Source organism: Rhodococcus sp. DMU1 (assembly GCF_012272955.1).
In the GTDB taxonomy this organism is placed as follows: domain Bacteria; phylum Actinomycetota; class Actinomycetes; order Mycobacteriales; family Mycobacteriaceae; genus Rhodococcus; species Rhodococcus aetherivorans.
On the sequence record NZ_CP050953.1, the window covers coordinates 644,156 to 659,286 of the forward strand.

At 69.7% G+C, this 15,131-nt stretch carries 19 protein-coding genes and 1 pseudogene; 12 read left to right on the forward strand and 8 right to left on the reverse strand.

Going from position 1 to position 15,131, the window contains the following annotated elements:
• Positions 1-80: 80 nt before the first annotated feature.
• Positions 81-272 carry a hypothetical protein gene (locus tag HFP48_RS30885; protein ID WP_168581072.1) on the reverse strand — a complete coding sequence of 64 codons (192 nt, stop codon included), beginning with the start codon at positions 270-272 and terminating at the stop codon, positions 81-83.
• 774 nt (positions 273-1,046) lie between these two features.
• Between HFP48_RS30885 and HFP48_RS30890 the strand changes: the two genes are divergently transcribed.
• Complete coding sequence (locus HFP48_RS30890; protein WP_168581073.1) at positions 1,047-1,490, forward strand: response regulator; 444 nt, start codon at positions 1,047-1,049, stop codon at positions 1,488-1,490.
• Positions 1,491-1,713: 223 nt separating this feature from the next.
• On the opposite strand, the gene HFP48_RS30895 is transcribed toward HFP48_RS30890, so the two are convergent.
• Positions 1,714-1,920 carry a hypothetical protein gene (locus tag HFP48_RS30895; protein WP_168581074.1) on the reverse strand — a complete coding sequence of 69 codons (207 nt, stop codon included), beginning with the start codon at positions 1,918-1,920 and terminating at the stop codon, positions 1,714-1,716.
• Between the two features lie 433 nt (positions 1,921-2,353).
• On the opposite strand from HFP48_RS30895, the gene HFP48_RS30900 reads away from it, so the two are divergent.
• From HFP48_RS30900 to HFP48_RS30930, 7 genes are all read left to right on the forward strand, one after another.
• The gene (locus HFP48_RS30900; protein ID WP_246872685.1) at positions 2,354-2,734 is read left to right on the forward strand and encodes an antitoxin Xre/MbcA/ParS toxin-binding domain-containing protein; all 381 of its coding nucleotides are present in this window, start codon (positions 2,354-2,356) and stop codon (positions 2,732-2,734) included.
• Positions 2,735-3,779: 1,045 nt separating this feature from the next.
• Entirely contained in the window at positions 3,780-4,400 is a 621-nt protein-coding gene (locus tag HFP48_RS30905) for a LysE family transporter (RefSeq protein WP_168581075.1), read from the forward strand.
• A gap of 550 nt (positions 4,401-4,950) precedes the next feature.
• The gene (locus HFP48_RS30910; protein ID WP_246872688.1) at positions 4,951-5,508 is read left to right on the forward strand and encodes a trehalose corynomycolyl transferase; all 558 of its coding nucleotides are present in this window, start codon (positions 4,951-4,953) and stop codon (positions 5,506-5,508) included.
• Between the two features lie 666 nt (positions 5,509-6,174).
• Positions 6,175-6,339 (forward strand): hypothetical protein, encoded by a 165-nt coding sequence (locus tag HFP48_RS30915; protein WP_168580682.1) that lies wholly within the window; start codon positions 6,175-6,177, stop codon positions 6,337-6,339.
• Positions 6,336-6,926 carry a PRC-barrel domain-containing protein gene (locus HFP48_RS30920; protein WP_168581077.1) on the forward strand — a complete coding sequence of 197 codons (591 nt, stop codon included), beginning with the start codon at positions 6,336-6,338 and terminating at the stop codon, positions 6,924-6,926. Before HFP48_RS30915 ends, HFP48_RS30920 begins: the two co-directional genes overlap by 4 nt.
• On the forward strand, positions 6,926-7,357 hold the full coding sequence (locus tag HFP48_RS30925) for a PRC-barrel domain-containing protein (RefSeq protein ID WP_168581078.1): 432 nt from the start codon (positions 6,926-6,928) through the stop codon (positions 7,355-7,357). Before HFP48_RS30920 ends, HFP48_RS30925 begins: the two co-directional genes overlap by 1 nt.
• A 225-nt stretch (positions 7,358-7,582) precedes the next feature.
• The gene (locus HFP48_RS30930; protein WP_246872689.1) at positions 7,583-7,948 is read left to right on the forward strand and encodes an SPW repeat protein; all 366 of its coding nucleotides are present in this window, start codon (positions 7,583-7,585) and stop codon (positions 7,946-7,948) included.
• Between the two features lie 430 nt (positions 7,949-8,378).
• Here HFP48_RS30930 and HFP48_RS30935 read toward each other — a convergent pair whose 3' ends face one another.
• The 5 genes and pseudogenes from HFP48_RS30935 to HFP48_RS30955 form a co-directional block, all read right to left on the reverse strand.
• On the reverse strand, positions 8,379-8,825 hold the full coding sequence (locus tag HFP48_RS30935) for a hypothetical protein (RefSeq protein ID WP_168581080.1): 447 nt from the start codon (positions 8,823-8,825) through the stop codon (positions 8,379-8,381).
• Between the two features lie 407 nt (positions 8,826-9,232).
• Positions 9,233-9,538: a hypothetical protein gene (locus HFP48_RS31980; protein ID WP_246872690.1), complete on the reverse strand. Its 306-nt coding sequence runs from the start codon at positions 9,536-9,538 to the stop codon at positions 9,233-9,235.
• 97 nt (positions 9,539-9,635) lie between these two features.
• Positions 9,636-9,885 (reverse strand): annotated as a pseudogene (locus tag HFP48_RS31985) (hypothetical protein); the annotation flags it as partial.
• A gap of 4 nt (positions 9,886-9,889) precedes the next feature.
• The gene (locus HFP48_RS30950; protein ID WP_168581081.1) at positions 9,890-10,573 is read right to left on the reverse strand and encodes a maleylpyruvate isomerase N-terminal domain-containing protein; all 684 of its coding nucleotides are present in this window, start codon (positions 10,571-10,573) and stop codon (positions 9,890-9,892) included.
• A complete protein-coding gene (locus tag HFP48_RS30955; RefSeq protein ID WP_168581082.1) occupies positions 10,570-11,013 on the reverse strand; it encodes a PaaI family thioesterase in 444 nt (147 codons plus the stop codon). The genes HFP48_RS30950 and HFP48_RS30955 overlap by 4 nt, the downstream gene beginning before the upstream one ends.
• 161 nt (positions 11,014-11,174) lie before the next feature.
• Here HFP48_RS30955 and HFP48_RS30960 point away from each other — a divergent pair, with 161 nt between their 5' ends.
• The 4 genes from HFP48_RS30960 (at position 11,175) to HFP48_RS30975 (ending at position 13,391) form a co-directional block, all read left to right on the forward strand.
• The gene (locus tag HFP48_RS30960; RefSeq protein WP_168581083.1) at positions 11,175-11,558 is read left to right on the forward strand and encodes a nuclear transport factor 2 family protein; all 384 of its coding nucleotides are present in this window, start codon (positions 11,175-11,177) and stop codon (positions 11,556-11,558) included.
• Between the two features lie 53 nt (positions 11,559-11,611).
• Entirely contained in the window at positions 11,612-12,340 is a 729-nt protein-coding gene (locus HFP48_RS30965) for a maleylpyruvate isomerase family mycothiol-dependent enzyme (RefSeq protein ID WP_168581084.1), read from the forward strand.
• Positions 12,341-12,435: 95 nt separating this feature from the next.
• Entirely contained in the window at positions 12,436-12,726 is a 291-nt protein-coding gene (locus tag HFP48_RS30970; RefSeq protein WP_003938596.1) for a DUF1330 domain-containing protein, read from the forward strand.
• Entirely contained in the window at positions 12,723-13,391 is a 669-nt protein-coding gene (locus HFP48_RS30975) for an isochorismatase family cysteine hydrolase (protein WP_168581085.1), read from the forward strand. The genes HFP48_RS30970 and HFP48_RS30975 overlap by 4 nt, the downstream gene beginning before the upstream one ends.
• A gap of 295 nt (positions 13,392-13,686) precedes the next feature.
• Here the strand turns inward: HFP48_RS30975 and HFP48_RS30980 are convergent, their stop codons facing one another.
• Complete coding sequence (locus HFP48_RS30980; protein ID WP_246872691.1) at positions 13,687-15,090, reverse strand: PLP-dependent aminotransferase family protein; 1,404 nt, start codon at positions 15,088-15,090, stop codon at positions 13,687-13,689.
• Between the last annotated feature and the right edge of the window lie 41 nt (positions 15,091-15,131).

Consider the following 15,131-nt stretch of genomic DNA (forward strand, 5'->3'; position numbering starts at 1 on the left):
CCGGCACCGTCAACCTCTCCCGCCAACACACGTGGTCGCACGGGCGGGCTGCGCACGAGGGAAGAATCCGCTCCCGTGTCCTACTCGGTTCGCCGTCTGATCTTCTTCTCCGCGTCGGCGAATTCCCCGCCGGTGATGCGGTCGGCCATCCGGCGGCAGAAGGCTTCGTTTTCGTAGCCCTGATTACCGTCGGTGGTGACGATGTTGCCGTTGACGACGAGCTGCCGACCCCACTTCCCGTCGGCCCGCTCGACAATGATCCGCTGCGCCATCAGCTCCTCCGTTGCACGATCGGACCCGCCCGCACACCCGAGCCTGTGCCGGCGAAACAAGCCCGGCGCAGGCCTTGAGGAGAGGAACCCTGCTTCTCCGGCGCCGGCGGTGCTGCTTGTCCCGTCAGTGTGGGGGCCGCCGTACCGGGGCGGTCACCGCACAGGCCGGTACGACGGCTTCTTCCAGTGCTGCGGTGCGCCATGCGTGATGCGCCGGTCCTGCGGGTCTCGGCCCCATCTGAGACACGGCACGCCGCGGCAGGTAGCGCGCCGGCAGCACAGCGTCCCCACCCGGTTCGGTAACCAGGAAGTGCTCGCGCGTCGTCGGCGGAGGGGACTTCGCCACCGGATCAGGGCAGGATCGTGGCATGCAGGGCGGCAGGGTAGCGGTCGCAGAGTTCACCGCCGCCCTCGGTGAACCCCGAATTCGGTATCCCGCCGAGCCACCGAGGTCTCGGCGAGGGTGCGTTGGAGATCGGCACCGCAGGGTCGGCAGCGGTGCCCGGAGTCCGGCACCCGCCCCGAAAGGTGCCCCCGGACGTTCTGATGGTCCTCGCGCCGACGTCCGGTCCGAGCCCGCGGTGACTGTGGAGAGGGTCGCGCGCCGCGGAGCGGACCGGCCTGGTGGGCGACGGAAGGGCCACCCCGGACGGGGCGGGACAGGGGCCGGGTGGGCGGGGTGGGGGCGCACCGTCGGTGCTGTCCGGTGACGACGGGGGCGTACCGTCGGACAGGCTTCGATGAGCACACCGCATCTGTTCGGGAGGAAGACGGATGACCGATCCCGCCGCGCCCATCGTCGTCCTCCTCGTCGAAGACGACGCCGAGGACGAATTGATGACCCGGGAGGCGTTCGACGACCACAAACTCACCAATACCTTGCACGTGGTACGCGACGGCGAGCAGGCGCTGCACTTCCTGTACCGGCGCGGCCGCTACGCGGAGGCGCCCCGCCCGGATCTGATCCTGCTCGATCTGAACCTGCCCCGATACGACGGGCGCGAAGTGCTCGAGCAGATCAAAGCCGATCCGGATCTGTCCGCCATCCCTGTCGTGGTGCTGACCTCTTCCACGGGGGAGGAAGACCTGCTGCGCAGCTATCGGTTGCACGCCAACGCCTACATCACCAAGCCGGTCGACTTCGCGCAGTTCGCCGACGTGATCCGCCGCATCGACAACTTCTTCCTTCACGTCGTGCGCCTGCCCCACCCCGGCTGACCACCACCGTATCCGCCTCGGGCGCACCGGTTCCGGCATGTGCCGTCGTGCCTACCGTCCTCGGCGTGTGCGGTCGAGGTTGGAGCGTGCCGTTGTCCGGACGGGGTGCGCAGATCCGGTCGGCCGTTGTGCGGGGATGCAGGTGGCCCGGCGTCCGGGCGCCGGGGAGTCAGCGCAGACTGCGGCTCGGCGTCGAGCCGGACTCTCGAGGTCGCTGTCGTCCTTACTCGCTCTGTCCGTGTTCGGGCGTTGTGACGAAGACGAGGGCGTCGCCGTCGTCGAGGCGGGTGTCCACGATCCGGTCGATCGTGTCTTTCCACTGACTGCGCACGTGTTCGGCGTCTGCGCCGGCATCCAGGCGCAAGAGGATGTCGCGTTGGGCAAGGTGGTAGGCCAGGGGGGTGTCGATTTTGAACGGGGGCTGTGCCATAGAACTGCACAATACGGACCGATCGCCGCATGTCCAGGGTCCTGTCCCAGACCTTGACCCGGTGCGGAGGGCACTCGGGACACCTCGTCCCTGCTCAGCGCGGGCCAATAGCCTTTTCCCCGGCGACGCACTCGGCGTCGGTGACGGCAGGCCGCCGAGGACCCCGCGCACCGTCGACGCATCGGGGTGTTTCGCCCTGGGCGGTGCGCGACGCCGTGTGGGACGTGTCCGTCCCACCACCGTCGCCACGGTAGAGCCCGCCCTACCCACCCGGACCTGACGACCCGCCTCAGTGGAAACCAAGAAGCCCTCCCGGATCCTTTTTCGTATATTTTGAGGATACCGGGGTGGTGTCGACCAGTAGCCCGCGCTGATCTTCGCGGGACTGTGAACGGGTGGCTGCGTAGTGGGGAAGGGGTGAGAGGTGGTGGACGTGCTGACCGGAACGTTCGACGAGACCGCTCGGATGGAGACCCACGAGGTGGTGAAGTATCTGTTGGACCGGTTGGGGCGGACGCTGACGGCGTACATCGCCGGCTCGCGCAGCAGAGCGATGCCGTACCGGTGGGCGACGCCGCCGGGACAGGCCCACCATGCCCGACCTGCGGACGAGAAGGTGCGGCGCCTCAAGGCGGCGCACACCGTGTTCACCGCGCTCGAGAAGGCCGAGAACGACCAGGTGGCGCGGTCGTGGTTGATCACCGCCAATCCGCGTCTGGGCGGCCATTCCCCGGCCGAGTGGATCCGGGAGGACCGGATCCCGGAGGTGTTCACTGCGGTGACGGCGTTCCTGGAGGGGACGTACTACGCGTAACCGGTGCACTCGGCGCCCCGCCCTATACTGAGCGATCCCGTGCCGGCGCAGGCCCCGATGACCGAGGGCCGTCCGGTGCGGATTCCGTAATCCGGGCCCGCCGATGGATACCTGTTCGACGACGTCGAGGCCACCGACGCGTTGACCCTCGACGGGCAGATCGCCACCGAACTCCCCACCGAGTGCGGCGCGATGCCGTACAAGTCGATCTCCAAGGGGTGGCGCGAGGTGCGCACCCTCTACGAACTCCCGGCGTTCCTGCGCGGTCACGGCATCGAGCAGCTCACGCTCAGCGAACTCACCGATTCCCGCCACCAGCGGAAGGCCGTCACCACCGGCATCGCCGAATGCTCCGCCACGAAGTCGTCCCGGACGATGGCTCGGTGCCCCACGGCATCTACTACCTGTCGAAATGGGGCGCGGACATGGCCGCGTGGGCGATATGGCTGCGTCGCCGCGACGACGGACTCGGTGCCACGGACCCGATCTCGGTGGTGGAGGAACTGCCGATCGGTGTGCACACCCGCCCCTGGTCGAGGCCGCGCAGCCGCGCGGAACGACCATCTACTGACACCCCTGGGGCGAACGCGCAGCAGGGTGCGACAGCCCGTCCGGGCCGAGGGAGGCAGGCGAGGTCGGTGGCGGTCGCCGGCGGCAGCGACCTCCACATGTCGCCCAGCCGGGCATGCAGCCCGGCCCCGTCGGGGAGCACGGTCGAGAGCAGCAGGGGTGCCGGTGAACGCGGACATCGAACCGACCCCACACCGGAATCTCGGTGCCGAGGGCGGGCGTCACCGCCGGGGCCGACCCGATCGAGCAGGCTCCGGCACGCCTCGATCGGTCCTCGCCGATCGAGGGGGCACCGATCCTCGCCAGGTCGAACACCCCGCCCGCCCCCGGAACCACCCGGTGTCCTTGCCACGAGTCGACGGGCAGGGGGAATGAGAAGGTCCCCGTCTCGTCGTAGTCGGGCCGGACACCGTGCGGCCCCCTCACGGACCCGGCGGCACCCGCCCCTACCTGTGGAGAGTGGAACAATGGCGCGATGAGCGTGGGCAGCTATCTGGCCCTGATGGGCGTCTGGCTGGCCGGGGTCGCCTCCCCCGGACCGGATGCTGTTCTGGTGGTGCGGCAATCGGCCCTGGGCTCCCGCCGACTCGGGATCGCCGCGGCGCTCGGGATCGCCGCGGGCATCGGAGTCTGGGTCACCGTGGCGATGCTCGGTCTCGCGGTCGGCCCCCCGACGGTGCTGGCGGCCGTCCAGATCCTCGGGGGTCTGCTTCTGCTGTACCTGGCCGTGGCAACCGTCCGGGCGCAGTCCCCCACCGAGGCCGAAGAGGGTGAGCAGCCGCAGTCCTCGTCGACATCGTTCGTGCTCGGTGTCGCCACCAACATCACCAACCCGAAAGCGGTGGTGTTCTTCGTCGCCGTGTTCGCCACGCTGATACCACAGGATGCCTCCGGATGGGACAAACTTGCGGTGGCACTGTTGCTGATCGCAGCGGAAGCTGCGTGGTTCGGTGCACTCGCCTGGTTCGCGTCCACCGGGGTGGTCGAGCACTGGTTGCGGTCACATGCGCGCGCCTTCGCCCGCACCACCTCCGTGGTCTTTGCGATCCTCGCGGGGCTCGTGCTGTGGGCGGGTCTCAGAGAACTGCTCACCTGAGTCCACAGTGACCGCGTGCCCGGCGCCCACGACGAGACGCCGATCGAGCGGAGTCGGGGGTGCGGGCGGGCGAGACGGTCAGCGTGCGGATGGATGCGCATGGGGAGATTCGTCCCCGCGCCGGCGACCGGAACCGAGCACGCCGCCCCGCGGTGCGCACCGCGATCGTGGCCTGGTCGGCGGGCGCCATCGGGGCGCCATGCTGCTCTGCGGTGTGCATGCGGCACTCACACGACGCCGGAGGGCGCAATGGGACGCCGAGGGGAACGAACTCGGCACAACTGCCGGGCCGGGCGGTGAGTGGAGCGCCCGTGCCGGTGGTCACCTCGGGTGTGCGCGAACGTCCGCCGCCGCCCCGGCGCCTACGGTGTGAGGGACAAGTTCCCGGCGCACAGCCCGGGAGCGTCGTGCGCGGGCCGTCGCGGCGACCGGCGAGGTTTGTCACCGCCGTGCTCGGGTACGCCCGTGTCATAGGTGTACCCAGACTCGACACGTCCCCGGCCTTCTCGCCGGGACGGCGGGTGGGAGGTGACATTGCATGCTGCGGCGAATGGGTTTGCTGGTGGTGCTGTCCGTGGCTGTGTCGTTCCTCGGAGCCTGCAGCACCGACGAACGCGCCTGTTGCCTGCCCTACGGGGCGATCGGCGCCCGCTACATCGCGATCGGTGGTGAGAACGGTCCGCTGGGCCGCTGCACCGGTCAGGAAGCCGAGCGTGACGGGGGCCGGTCCCAGGACTTCGCCCACGGCGCGATGTTCTGGACCGAGCAGACCGGCGCCTGGGAGGTCTACGGTCAGATCGGAACCAAGTACACCGACCTCGGCGGGCCCACCTCCGCAGTCGGGTGGCCGGTCAGCGGGGAGCTGACCACCCCCAACGGGATCGGCCGCTTCAACCGATTCCAGCAGGGCAACATCTACTTCGCTCCCACCGGCACCCACCCGGTGTACGGGGCGATCTTCGCCGAATGGGGCCGCCACGGTTTCGAGAACGGCCGGTTCGGGTTCCCCACCTCCGACGAGTTCGATGTCCCGGACGGGCGGCAAACCAACTTCGAGGGAGGCTGGATCCGGTGGATCCCTGACGGTGACCAGGTCCTCACCTCCTGACCGGCCGGGGCGCGTGCCGATCCGCTACCGACCACGACATCCACGCCGGTGCATGCACAGCCCGGGGTCGGCGATCGCGGTGGGCCGGGGACCACAGAGCTGTGGCTGTGCAGTGTCGGCTCCCGCCGTGGTGTTTCGGGTCGGGCGGCGGAGCCATGCCGGTGGCGCCGACCGCGATGCCGCCGAGGAGGGCGGCGTCGACCGATCCGGTGCCGTGGCAGCCGAGCACGGTGATCCGGTCGCGCAGATCGCGGGCGGCACGGTCGCCGAGGCGCCCCGGACCCCGACCGTGACGCCGCGATCACTCCGATGAGGATCCACGGACTTCTCCCTGCCGGTTGCGGATCGCTGCACACCCCGGACGCCCGTGCTGGGGGCGCCGTCGCGAACCGCCGGAAGCCCCTGCCCGGCGCCCGGCGACTCGCTGCCCCACCTGCGGGCAGGGGGCCTTTCGGGCAGGCTCGACCCCGCACCGGTCTCCCAACCGCGAAGAATTCCCGGGGTGCCCGGGCACCGCGGGCCGGCTCCTCCGGCGCATGCGGGGGTGCCCGACCTGCAGGAATCCGGACCGGTCGGGAGTCGGAACGGGGTGGGGCCACCTGCGGGGGAGAGTAGACTCGAAAAAACCTGGTACATCGGGCTCTCGGATCGGGAGTAGTCGAAGGGGTGGCCCTGATGCAGTGGTGGGGTTGGCTGATTCTGATCGCGGCGGTGGTCGCGGTGGGTGTCGGCGTGCTCCTGGTGGTGCAGGCCCGCCGCCGGACCGGCGGGGTCATCATCGCCGACCCCGACCATCCCGCCGACGACCCCGACGGTGAGGGCCGGCGATGAGCATGCTGATGCGGTGCAGCGAAATCACCACCCGCCCGGTGGTGACGATGGCGGGTGAGGCCGTCGCCCAGGTCAAGGACATCGTCTACGCCGCCGACGGCGGCGAGGTCGTCGGGTTCACCCTCGCCGGGCGGGGGCCGTTCTCCGGCCCCCTCGATCGCGGACTGGCCTGGGGACGTGTCGCCGCGCTCGGCGCCGATGCGGTCATGATCGTCGACGAGGAGGCGTTGGCCCCGCTGACGGGGATTCTCGAGCGCGCCTCGTCCCGCCGCGGATCGGGCAGCGACGTCCTCGGCGCCGAGGTGCTCACCGACACCGGTACCGCCCTCGGGGCCGTAGTCGATGTGATCGTCGAGGTCGGCGACGCCACGAGCGGCCGGTGCGATGTCGTGGGCTACGAGATCGAATCGTCGGAGGCGTTGGGGCACAAGGGAACCAAGATGCTGCTTCCGTTGCCGGATACGCTGGCCGCGTCCGGGGAACATCTGATCGTGCCGGCGAGCGCGACCGGTTTCGTGCGTGATGACCTGGCGGGGTTCGGTGCCGCCGTCGATGCGTTCCGGACGCAACTGAGAGGTGCACGCTGATGCGTTTTTCCGCCGCGGTGGGTCGGCAGGTGGTCGGTTCCGACGCCGCCGAGACGGTCGGGCAGGTCGCCGGTTTCGTCGTGGACCCGGCGGTGCGTCGGGTGGTCGCGGTGCAGGTGAAAGGGCCTGGGGCGGGCACCATCGTGCCGTGGGCGAACATCGGCGCGTTCGGGGACGACGCGGTCGTCGTCGGCGGGCCGGACGCGGTCGGCGAGCCCGATGCGGCGATCGCGGCGCTGACCGGCAAGGACCACACCCTGGTCGGCAAGCGCGTGCTGACCACCGCCGGAAACGAGTGGGGCACAGTGGCCGACGTCGATTTCGATCCCGGCTCCGGGGCGGTCACCGCTCTGCTCGGCAAGGGTGGGGAGGTGGCGGGGGTCCGTCTGGTCGGAGTCGGCTCCTACGCCGTCGTCGTCGACACCCACTGAGACGTCCCGCCACGCCCCGGTCCGCACACGCCCGAACCGGAGCGAGGGGAAACCCACTGAGGAACCCGACCTGATGAGCAGCCAGCACCTACCGACCGGACCCCGGCCCTCATCGCCGCCCGTGGTCACGGCGGGGTCGTCGAGCACCTGATGACCGGACCGGCCGAACGCCGCGCTCGGAACACCCGTCGGCACCAGCGGCTCCCCGGCCCCCAGACCCCCGGTATGGTCAGCACCATCACCCTGCTGTTCGGGGTCTGGGTCGCGATGTCGCCGTTCCTGTGGCACGAGCCCGGCACCGAGTTCTGGTCCGCCGCCCGCTGGAACGAGATCCTGATCGGGTCCGCGGTCACCGTCCTCGGTCTCGCCCGGCTGACCCGGCCGCTGCGGGTGCTCACCGCCACCGTCGCCGGCGTGCTGGCCGGGGGATGGCTGATCCTCTCGCCGCTGCTGTTCGACTACGGCTTCGGTCCCGAGGCCACTCCCGCCACCATCAACGACGTCCTCGTCGGACTGACCGTCCTCGCCGTCACCGCACTCGGCCACGTCGACGCTCGCGCCGCCCTCACCGCCACCGACGACGCCGAGTGACCCTGCTCGGATCCGACCGTCGCCCGGCGTTCCCGAGCCCGGCACCGAAGTTTCGGGTCCGCCGCCCGTTGGAACGGAATCGCGATCGGTCCACGGTCGCCGTCCTCGGCGTCGACCGGCATGCTCGTTCGGACCGATCCGATCCGGCAGCACGAAGTGCGGGGACGGCCCGCAGGTCGGACCGGGCACCCTCCACCCAACCGGCCTCGACGTGCACATACCGCTCTGCGGGCCGGAGCTGTCGGATTGGGGCCGCATCAGCGGAACGACGTCGATGCCGACGGAGGCCGCAACGCGCAGGCGTCGACGATCCCTCGGCGAGGAGTTCCGCGGCAACGCCGCCACGCGGTGGTGCCGCCCAGCGCGCCATGACCGGTCCCGGCCCGGCCGGGACCGACGAGGATGTCTGAGCCGAGCCCACCCCCTCGGCTCACGCCGCCGGTCGTTCCTTCGGCACCAGCAGGGCGAGCAGCGCGAGCATCAGGCCGCCGCCGGCGAGGTACAGCCCCCAGCGGCCGCTGAGCAAGCTGGCGTAATTGTCGCGGACGAAATCGCCGAAACGGTCGTCGAGCCGCCACAGGAACACCGCAGCGGTGCCGATCCCCACAAGCACCCCCAGCCACCCGGCCACGCGCGAACCCACCAGCGCGGCGACCAGCAGCAGGAACGCAGCCAACAGCAGCAACGCCGTCATCGACCGGTAGAACCTGACGGCCTGAGTCTCGAGCTGCTCGATGGTGAACCCGGTGGGGAAGCCGTCGCGCAGATCGACCAGCGCGACGTCGCTCGGCTGTATGCCGCCGAGGACCGGAAGGAAAGCACCGACCGCAACCGCGACAGCGCACGCGAACAGCACCAGATGGACGAAGGTGCGCATGGGCGTTCTCCTCTGACGGCTGACGAGGTGCTCGAAGCGTCGGTCTCTCGCAACCGTACCGAACGCGTATCGCCGAGACCTCTTGTGGCGGTTCCGAGATCGGGGGCAATACTCAGCTGTGCGCAACCGGGCAGCCCCATCACGATTCGATACGGGTGTCCGTCGGGTAGGAACGCAGAGGAAAGAGCACTCCGTTGATCCCGGCCACCGGATGCGAGCCACGATGTCGGGGCCGCACCGAAACGGCTCCGCTCCACACGGCTTGCCCGCAGAATTGGCTCCAGGACGTGCGGGTGGCCTCGCCGGGGATCGGACGTCGGTATCGACTGCAAGCCGGGATCCCGACCCCCGGCGACATCGCCTCCCGTACCGGATCCGTCGCCGAGGACTGGTGTTTGGAACCGAGGTCAGGTCGGTGAGGTGCCACCGGACGCGCGGTCGGCACCGCTGGTGCGCCGCCGATACCAGGCGAGGGCACCGACCACCGGCACCGTCCACACCACCAGCACCCACAGTGCCGCCCGGGGCATGCCGAGCCGGGAGCCGACGACGTCGACGGTGGCCGCCGATGCCGTGGCCAGCCACACCAGCACGAACACTCCCGTCGCCGCCCCTGCGGCCACCAGCAGGCCGAAGCCCGGCAGACACTGCGTGTCGGTGTGCACGCACTCGCTCAATCCGGCTTCGGCGACCACGCTCCCGGTCACCATCACGACTGCCGAGACTACCGCCGCGAACCCGGCATACATCCGGACTGCGCGGAGCGGCGACGCGTCAGGGCGGCGACGTCGATTCGGCGACGTGTTCAGGTCAATCGGCGACCAGTCGCGCCGACTCGTGCCACCCTGCGTCGTGCCGGCGTTGTCGACGGATCACGTAACAGCCCGGAGCGTTCCGTGTCGCCCGTGCTCGGGATGAAGAAGATTCGCGGTCCCGATGCTCTCGACGATGCGCAGAGCGAGACCCGTGGTGTCCCGGACGGACGTCGTCCACGTGCAGGTGCCCTCGTCGGCGACGAGGGGTGCGGGTTGCCGTCGGCAGCGCTCCGCAACACCGAGACGAACCTACCAACTCGGTGGGCTGTGGTGGTTCCGGTCTGCGGCGCCTCCCGGGTCTGCCGTCGGTTGCTTCTTTTCCTGCAGGACGGTGAATCCGGCGGGCAGACTGCGCCGACCGGTGAGTGCAAGCAGTGCAGTTTCACCGTCGCCGCGTCGCAACGTCAACTCCGCCGCCAGGTGCAGCGCTGCACGAGTGACCTCGGCCGGAAGGGTTTCGGACTGTCCGGTTGCGCGCGCCAGATCCAGGCCGTGGACTGCCAGTTCGAAGGTGCGGGTGGGTAGGTAATCCGACAGGAGCATGCCGCCGGCCGCGGTGTCGATGAGCGGATCGTCGACTGCGATGACCGCGTCGACCGCGCGGTCCCGCAGCGCGCGGATGGTGGTGAGCGGACGGTCGCCGAGGGCGGCTCCGGCGTGTTCACCGCGGATTCGGATGGCCTGCGGATCGGTGTGCTCGGCGACGGCGAGGTAGTAGTCCACCGTGGTGGGAACCTCACGATGTGCGGCGGGTCGGGCGAGGTACTCGACGACGGTGCTGAGCGCACGGCCGGTATGGCCGACCAGTGCGCGCACGGTCCACGCCCCCAGGGCAGGCTGGTCCCAGCCGGTGTCCGGGATATCTGCCACCAGGGCGACGAGGTGGTCGGCGGCGGTGCGGAACAGTTCGGCCGGCGACGACGTGGGACTCATGCGCCGTTCCGGGCGGTGATACGGATGACGGTCTGCTGCCCGATCGCGACCACGGTGCGTGTGCCGGCGGCGGCGGCGGTGACCTCGAGGCGGCACACCGTCAAGGTCCGGCCGGCGCGGACCACGGTACCGACGGCCTCGAGCCGTTCGCCGCGGGCGGGGGCGATGAGATTCATCGTGAAGTCCACGGTCAGGACCGACGCGTCCGGTTCGAAGACCGACAGCGCGGCATAGCCGCCGGCACTGTCGGCGATCGCCGAGGTGGCCCCGGCGTGGAAATAGCCGTGCTGTTGGCTCAGCTGCGGCCCGTAGCCCAGCTCGATCCGGGCCACCCCGTCACGGGCGCGGACCAGCTGCGCCCCGAGGTGCCCCATCAGCCCCTGCCGGTCGAAGTTGACGCGGACGTGGTCGGCGACGTCGGTGGTGTCATTCATGGTCATGCCTCGAGACAATCCGAATCCCTCGGGCCGAGACAGGGCCAATCCGATCGGAATGCGCCGAAACACCGCGAAATGGACCTGTCCTGCAGGTAGGGCAGATTCGTACAGTGCTGCTCGCGGTGCCACTCGGCACCGCGAGAACACCTCGAAAGGCGACCGACATGACAGACGACGAGGCGTGGGAGTTCGCCACCGGCTGGGCGAAAGCGTGGAACAGTCACGACATCGAAGCGGTCCTGGGGCACTTCCGTGAGGACGTGGAGTTCCGCTCACCGCTGGCGGCAGACCTGGTCCCCGGTTCGGCAGGCACGATCCTCGGCAAGGATGCCTTGCGGGCGTACTGGCGTACCGGCCTCGAGCGGCTGCCGGACCTGCACTTCGAACTGCTCGGTGTCTATCCGGGCGTGGACGCGGTGATCATCCACTACCGCAACCAGGCCGGTCGATCCGTCTGCGAGTTCCTCGAGTTCGACGGAGAACGGGTGATCCGCGGCCATGGATGCTATGCCGCTCCAGCGGCCACACCGCCGACTGCCGCACCGTAGGAGGCAGTCACGGCGATCTCGCCGAAATCCACCGCAATGAAAGCAGAAGTCACGTGCTCCCTCCCGGCCGATACCTCGAGATGCTGCGCACCGAGGTCGACGCGTTCGCCGACGTGGTGCGCTGGGGCGATCTCGGCTCACCCGTGCCCTCGTGCCCCGGATGGGACCTGACAGCGCTGATCGCCCACCTGGGTTCGATCCACCGCTGGGCCAGGCACTGCGTCAGCGACGTCCCACAGCCCGTGTCGGTCCCTGGTCCGGGATCGGCTCGCGCCGTGTGGGTCTCGTGGTTCACCTCCGGCGCCGACACGCTGATCGACACGTTGGCCGCCGCCGACCCCGACACCTCGTGCCGAACCTTCGGGCCACCCGGCACCGTCCGGTTCTGGTTGCGTCGTCAAGCGCTCGAGACAACGGTCCACCGCTGGGACGCCCAGGCCACCGGTGGGCAGCCTGCCCCGATCGAGCCCGATGTGGCCGCTGACGGCCTGCACGAAGTCCAGGAGGTGTTCGTGCCGCGCCAGCTCGCTCTCGGCCGACTGAGAGCCCAACCGGGCGTACTGCGCCTCGCGGCCACGGATGTGCCCGGCTCGGTGGTCGACATCGTCGCATCCGGCGCCCCGGCGGGGCAGGGACAATCACCGACAGCCACAGCGTCCGGCCCGGCGGCAATCTTGTTTCTCGTGCTGTGGAAGCGGACCCCACCGGATACCCCCTTGCTGCACCTGAGCGGTGACCGCACCGAAGCGCACCGGATACTCACCGCCCCGCTGACCCCCTGACCACCGCGGCCGTTGCCTCGAGCGCTGCCCCGATGAGGGGAACACAGCCGAGGACGAAGCTCCTGCTCCGCGCTACCACCCGCCGGGAGAGACCGATGACGATGTATGTACTGGCCCAACTGACGATCACCGATCGGACACGCTACAACCGCTATCAGGCCGCCTTCCTCGATGTCCTGCACCGGTACGGGGGCACCCTCCTCGCGGCCGACGAGCACCCCGAAGTGATCGAAGGCTCCTGGCCCCACCACAAGGTCGTCCTGCTCGCCTTCGACGACCGTCAGCAGTTCGCCAGGTGGTCACGGTCCCCCGAGTACACCCGGATCGCCCTCGACCGCAAGGCCGGAAGCGACGCCGTCGTGCTCTTGACCGAAGGGGCGCAATGACCGGCACCACTTCTGTCGACCACTACACCGCGCCGCACTACGCGACGTCAGCATTACTGCTGATCGACGTGCAGAACGACTTTCTCGATGACGGACCGGCGCCGATCCCGGGCACCCGCGATATCGTTCCGGACTTGGCCGTCCTCGCCGAATCTTTCCGATACCACGGTCGACCGGTCGTGCACGTGGTCCGCCGGTACGTGGCGCCGGACATCGACAGCGTCCGGCGAGCAGCCGTCGAGGCCGGAGCGAGGATCGTGGCGCCGGGCACCGAAGGAGCGGCAATCCCCAATGAAGTCCTACCCGCAGCAGGCGCCGGCCGAATCGACGAGGACGCGCTGCTCGCCGGAGACATGGTTCGGGTCGGACCTGTCGAGTACGTGATGTGGAAGCCGAGATGGAGTGCCTTCCACCGAACCCCGCTCGAAGCCGAACTCGCCCGCCTCGGCGTCGATACCGTCGTCATCGCGGGATGCAACATGCCCAACTGTCCCCGGGCCACCGCGTTCGATGCCACCGCGCGTGATCTGCGCACCGTGGTCGTCGCCGATGCCGTGTCCCGGTTCGCCCCGCACCACCACGACGAATTGGCCTCGATCGGTGTCGTTCTCATCCACCTTCCGAAACTGCTCGACATGCTTGACGCAGACCCGTTCCCGACGTGACACAGGCGGCAGATCCCCCGCACCACCGGTCGAGTCCGGTTCCGGCACACCAGGCCATGACCTCGAGGCGCCGCCACCGGGGTGACAGGCAAGGACGAGCCGGGCAGAACTCCGTATGATGCTGGGCATACGTCATCGCGAATGCCTCCTCGGCGATGGTCCGGCCCGGACGGCGTCGCGATAGTCAGCGCCGTACGTTCCCCTTCCGGAAGGGACCGCACGTCTGCGCGGGTGCGCCTGTGGTCCGATACGCGGCGGCGCGTGCCGGTATCGGACGCGGCCACCTGTCGTCGTCTCACACGCTCGCCGCCAGGCGAAGGGTGTACGCCGACCACGCCGCACCCAGTCGATCCACGGCCAGCTCCAGCACGTCGGTCTCGGCTGCGGCGGACATCCACAGGTACTCGCGGAAGCTGCCGTCGATGCTGCACTCGCGGCCGGCGCACACCCGCACACCGAGGCGGGCGGCAACGTGGACGAACGTCGACGAGTCGACGACGGGTAGGCGCACCCACACACCGTCGCCGCTCGTGGACGGTTCCACCGTCCAACTCGGCAGCACCTGCGCGATGTACTCCCGCAGGTGTGACACCCGACGAGCCAGGTGGTCCCGACGAGCGACGAACCACTGTGCATCGAGTGATTCGAGGATTCGCGCGGCCTGAATCTGCGCGGTCACCCCGGGGCGTCCGCTCTCTGCGAGTGCAATCAGCAGCGGCTGAACCGGATCCGCGGCACGTATCCAACCGATCCCCAGCCCGGCCCAGAACAGACGCCCCAGATCACCGATGGCAGTGACCCGGTTCGATACAGCGGCCGTCGGCTCGCGGTTCGGATCGGATGCGGCCTCGAGCGCAAGAGCTGACAGATCCTCCACGGCGACGACGGCGCGGTCTTCGACCGCTGCGGCCAGACGTGGCAGTCTCGACGCCGCGGTGCGTCGGCCGCTCGGCCCGGATTCGGTCGCGTCGAGCACCACCACCGGTGCGGTGGTCCGGCGCAGGATCCGTCTGAGCACCATGGGGTCGATCCCCGCGGCGTCGGCGGGCACGCCGACGCGCGCGGTGCTGCGTTCGGTGACGACCGCACACAGCTCCGGCCACATCGGGGCGCCCACGACCACAGGCCGCCGGCCGGCCGAGAAGACCCGCAGGAGCGAGTCGAGCGATGCGGCCACACCGGTGGTCACGATCACCTGATCGGGGCGGGTGGGCAGATTCAGGTAACACGTGAGGTGGTGCGCCAGCGCCGATCGCAACCGGGTAAGACCGTGCCGATGGACTCCGGAGCCGTACTCGGTCGGATCCACGTGCCAGTCGATCCTCGGCAGGTGCGAAGCATCGGCCGGGACCGGCCGGGATACGTCGATCAAGTCGCTCACCTCGGGCTCCCCGGTCTCCACCGCCGACGCCCCGCACGAGGCGAGCGTCGGGCGAGGACGGACGAAGGTGCCCGAACCGTGGATCCGCTCGACCACGCCTCGCTCGACAAGCTCCTCGAATGCCCGCACCACCGTGCCGCGGCTGACACACAGCGCCGCTGCGAGCGTGCGCTCGGCGGGCAGACGCCGGCCGGGCGCAACGGTCCGAGTGTCGACGGCCCGTTCGATATCGGCCGCGATCCGCCGATACCGGGGGCCCTCGGTCTCACCGGTGTGACCGAAGACGACCGTCGTCCACCACAGCACTTCCTGGTCCACTCGACAAAAATGGCACTGTCCGGGTGGGTGGGCAAGCACGA

Bases quoted from the DNA above. Each gene is read 5' to 3' on its own strand.
- HFP48_RS30885 (WP_168581072.1), bottom strand. From the start codon at position 272: ATGGCGCAGCGGATCATTGTCGAGCGGGCCGACGGGAAGTGGGGTCGG.
- HFP48_RS30890 (WP_168581073.1), top strand. From the start codon at position 1,047: ATGACCGATCCCGCCGCGCCCATCGTCGTCCTCCTCGTCGAAGACGAC.
- HFP48_RS30975 (WP_168581085.1), top strand. From the start codon at position 12,723: ATGACCGGCACCACTTCTGTCGACCACTACACCGCGCCGCACTACGCG.
- HFP48_RS30960 (WP_168581083.1), top strand. From the start codon at position 11,175: ATGACAGACGACGAGGCGTGGGAGTTCGCCACCGGCTGGGCGAAAGCG.
- HFP48_RS30910 (WP_246872688.1), top strand. From the start codon at position 4,951: ATGGGTTTGCTGGTGGTGCTGTCCGTGGCTGTGTCGTTCCTCGGAGCC.
- HFP48_RS30895 (WP_168581074.1), bottom strand. From the start codon at position 1,920: ATGGCACAGCCCCCGTTCAAAATCGACACCCCCCTGGCCTACCACCTT.
- HFP48_RS30920 (WP_168581077.1), top strand. From the start codon at position 6,336: ATGAGCATGCTGATGCGGTGCAGCGAAATCACCACCCGCCCGGTGGTG.
- HFP48_RS30935 (WP_168581080.1), bottom strand. From the start codon at position 8,825: ATGCGCACCTTCGTCCATCTGGTGCTGTTCGCGTGCGCTGTCGCGGTT.
- HFP48_RS30970 (WP_003938596.1), top strand. From the start codon at position 12,436: ATGACGATGTATGTACTGGCCCAACTGACGATCACCGATCGGACACGC.
- HFP48_RS30955 (WP_168581082.1), bottom strand. From the start codon at position 11,013: ATGACCATGAATGACACCACCGACGTCGCCGACCACGTCCGCGTCAAC.
- HFP48_RS30950 (WP_168581081.1), bottom strand. From the start codon at position 10,573: ATGAGTCCCACGTCGTCGCCGGCCGAACTGTTCCGCACCGCCGCCGAC.
- HFP48_RS30905 (WP_168581075.1), top strand. From the start codon at position 3,780: ATGAGCGTGGGCAGCTATCTGGCCCTGATGGGCGTCTGGCTGGCCGGG.
- HFP48_RS30925 (WP_168581078.1), top strand. From the start codon at position 6,926: ATGCGTTTTTCCGCCGCGGTGGGTCGGCAGGTGGTCGGTTCCGACGCC.
- HFP48_RS30930 (WP_246872689.1), top strand. From the start codon at position 7,583: ATGGTCAGCACCATCACCCTGCTGTTCGGGGTCTGGGTCGCGATGTCG.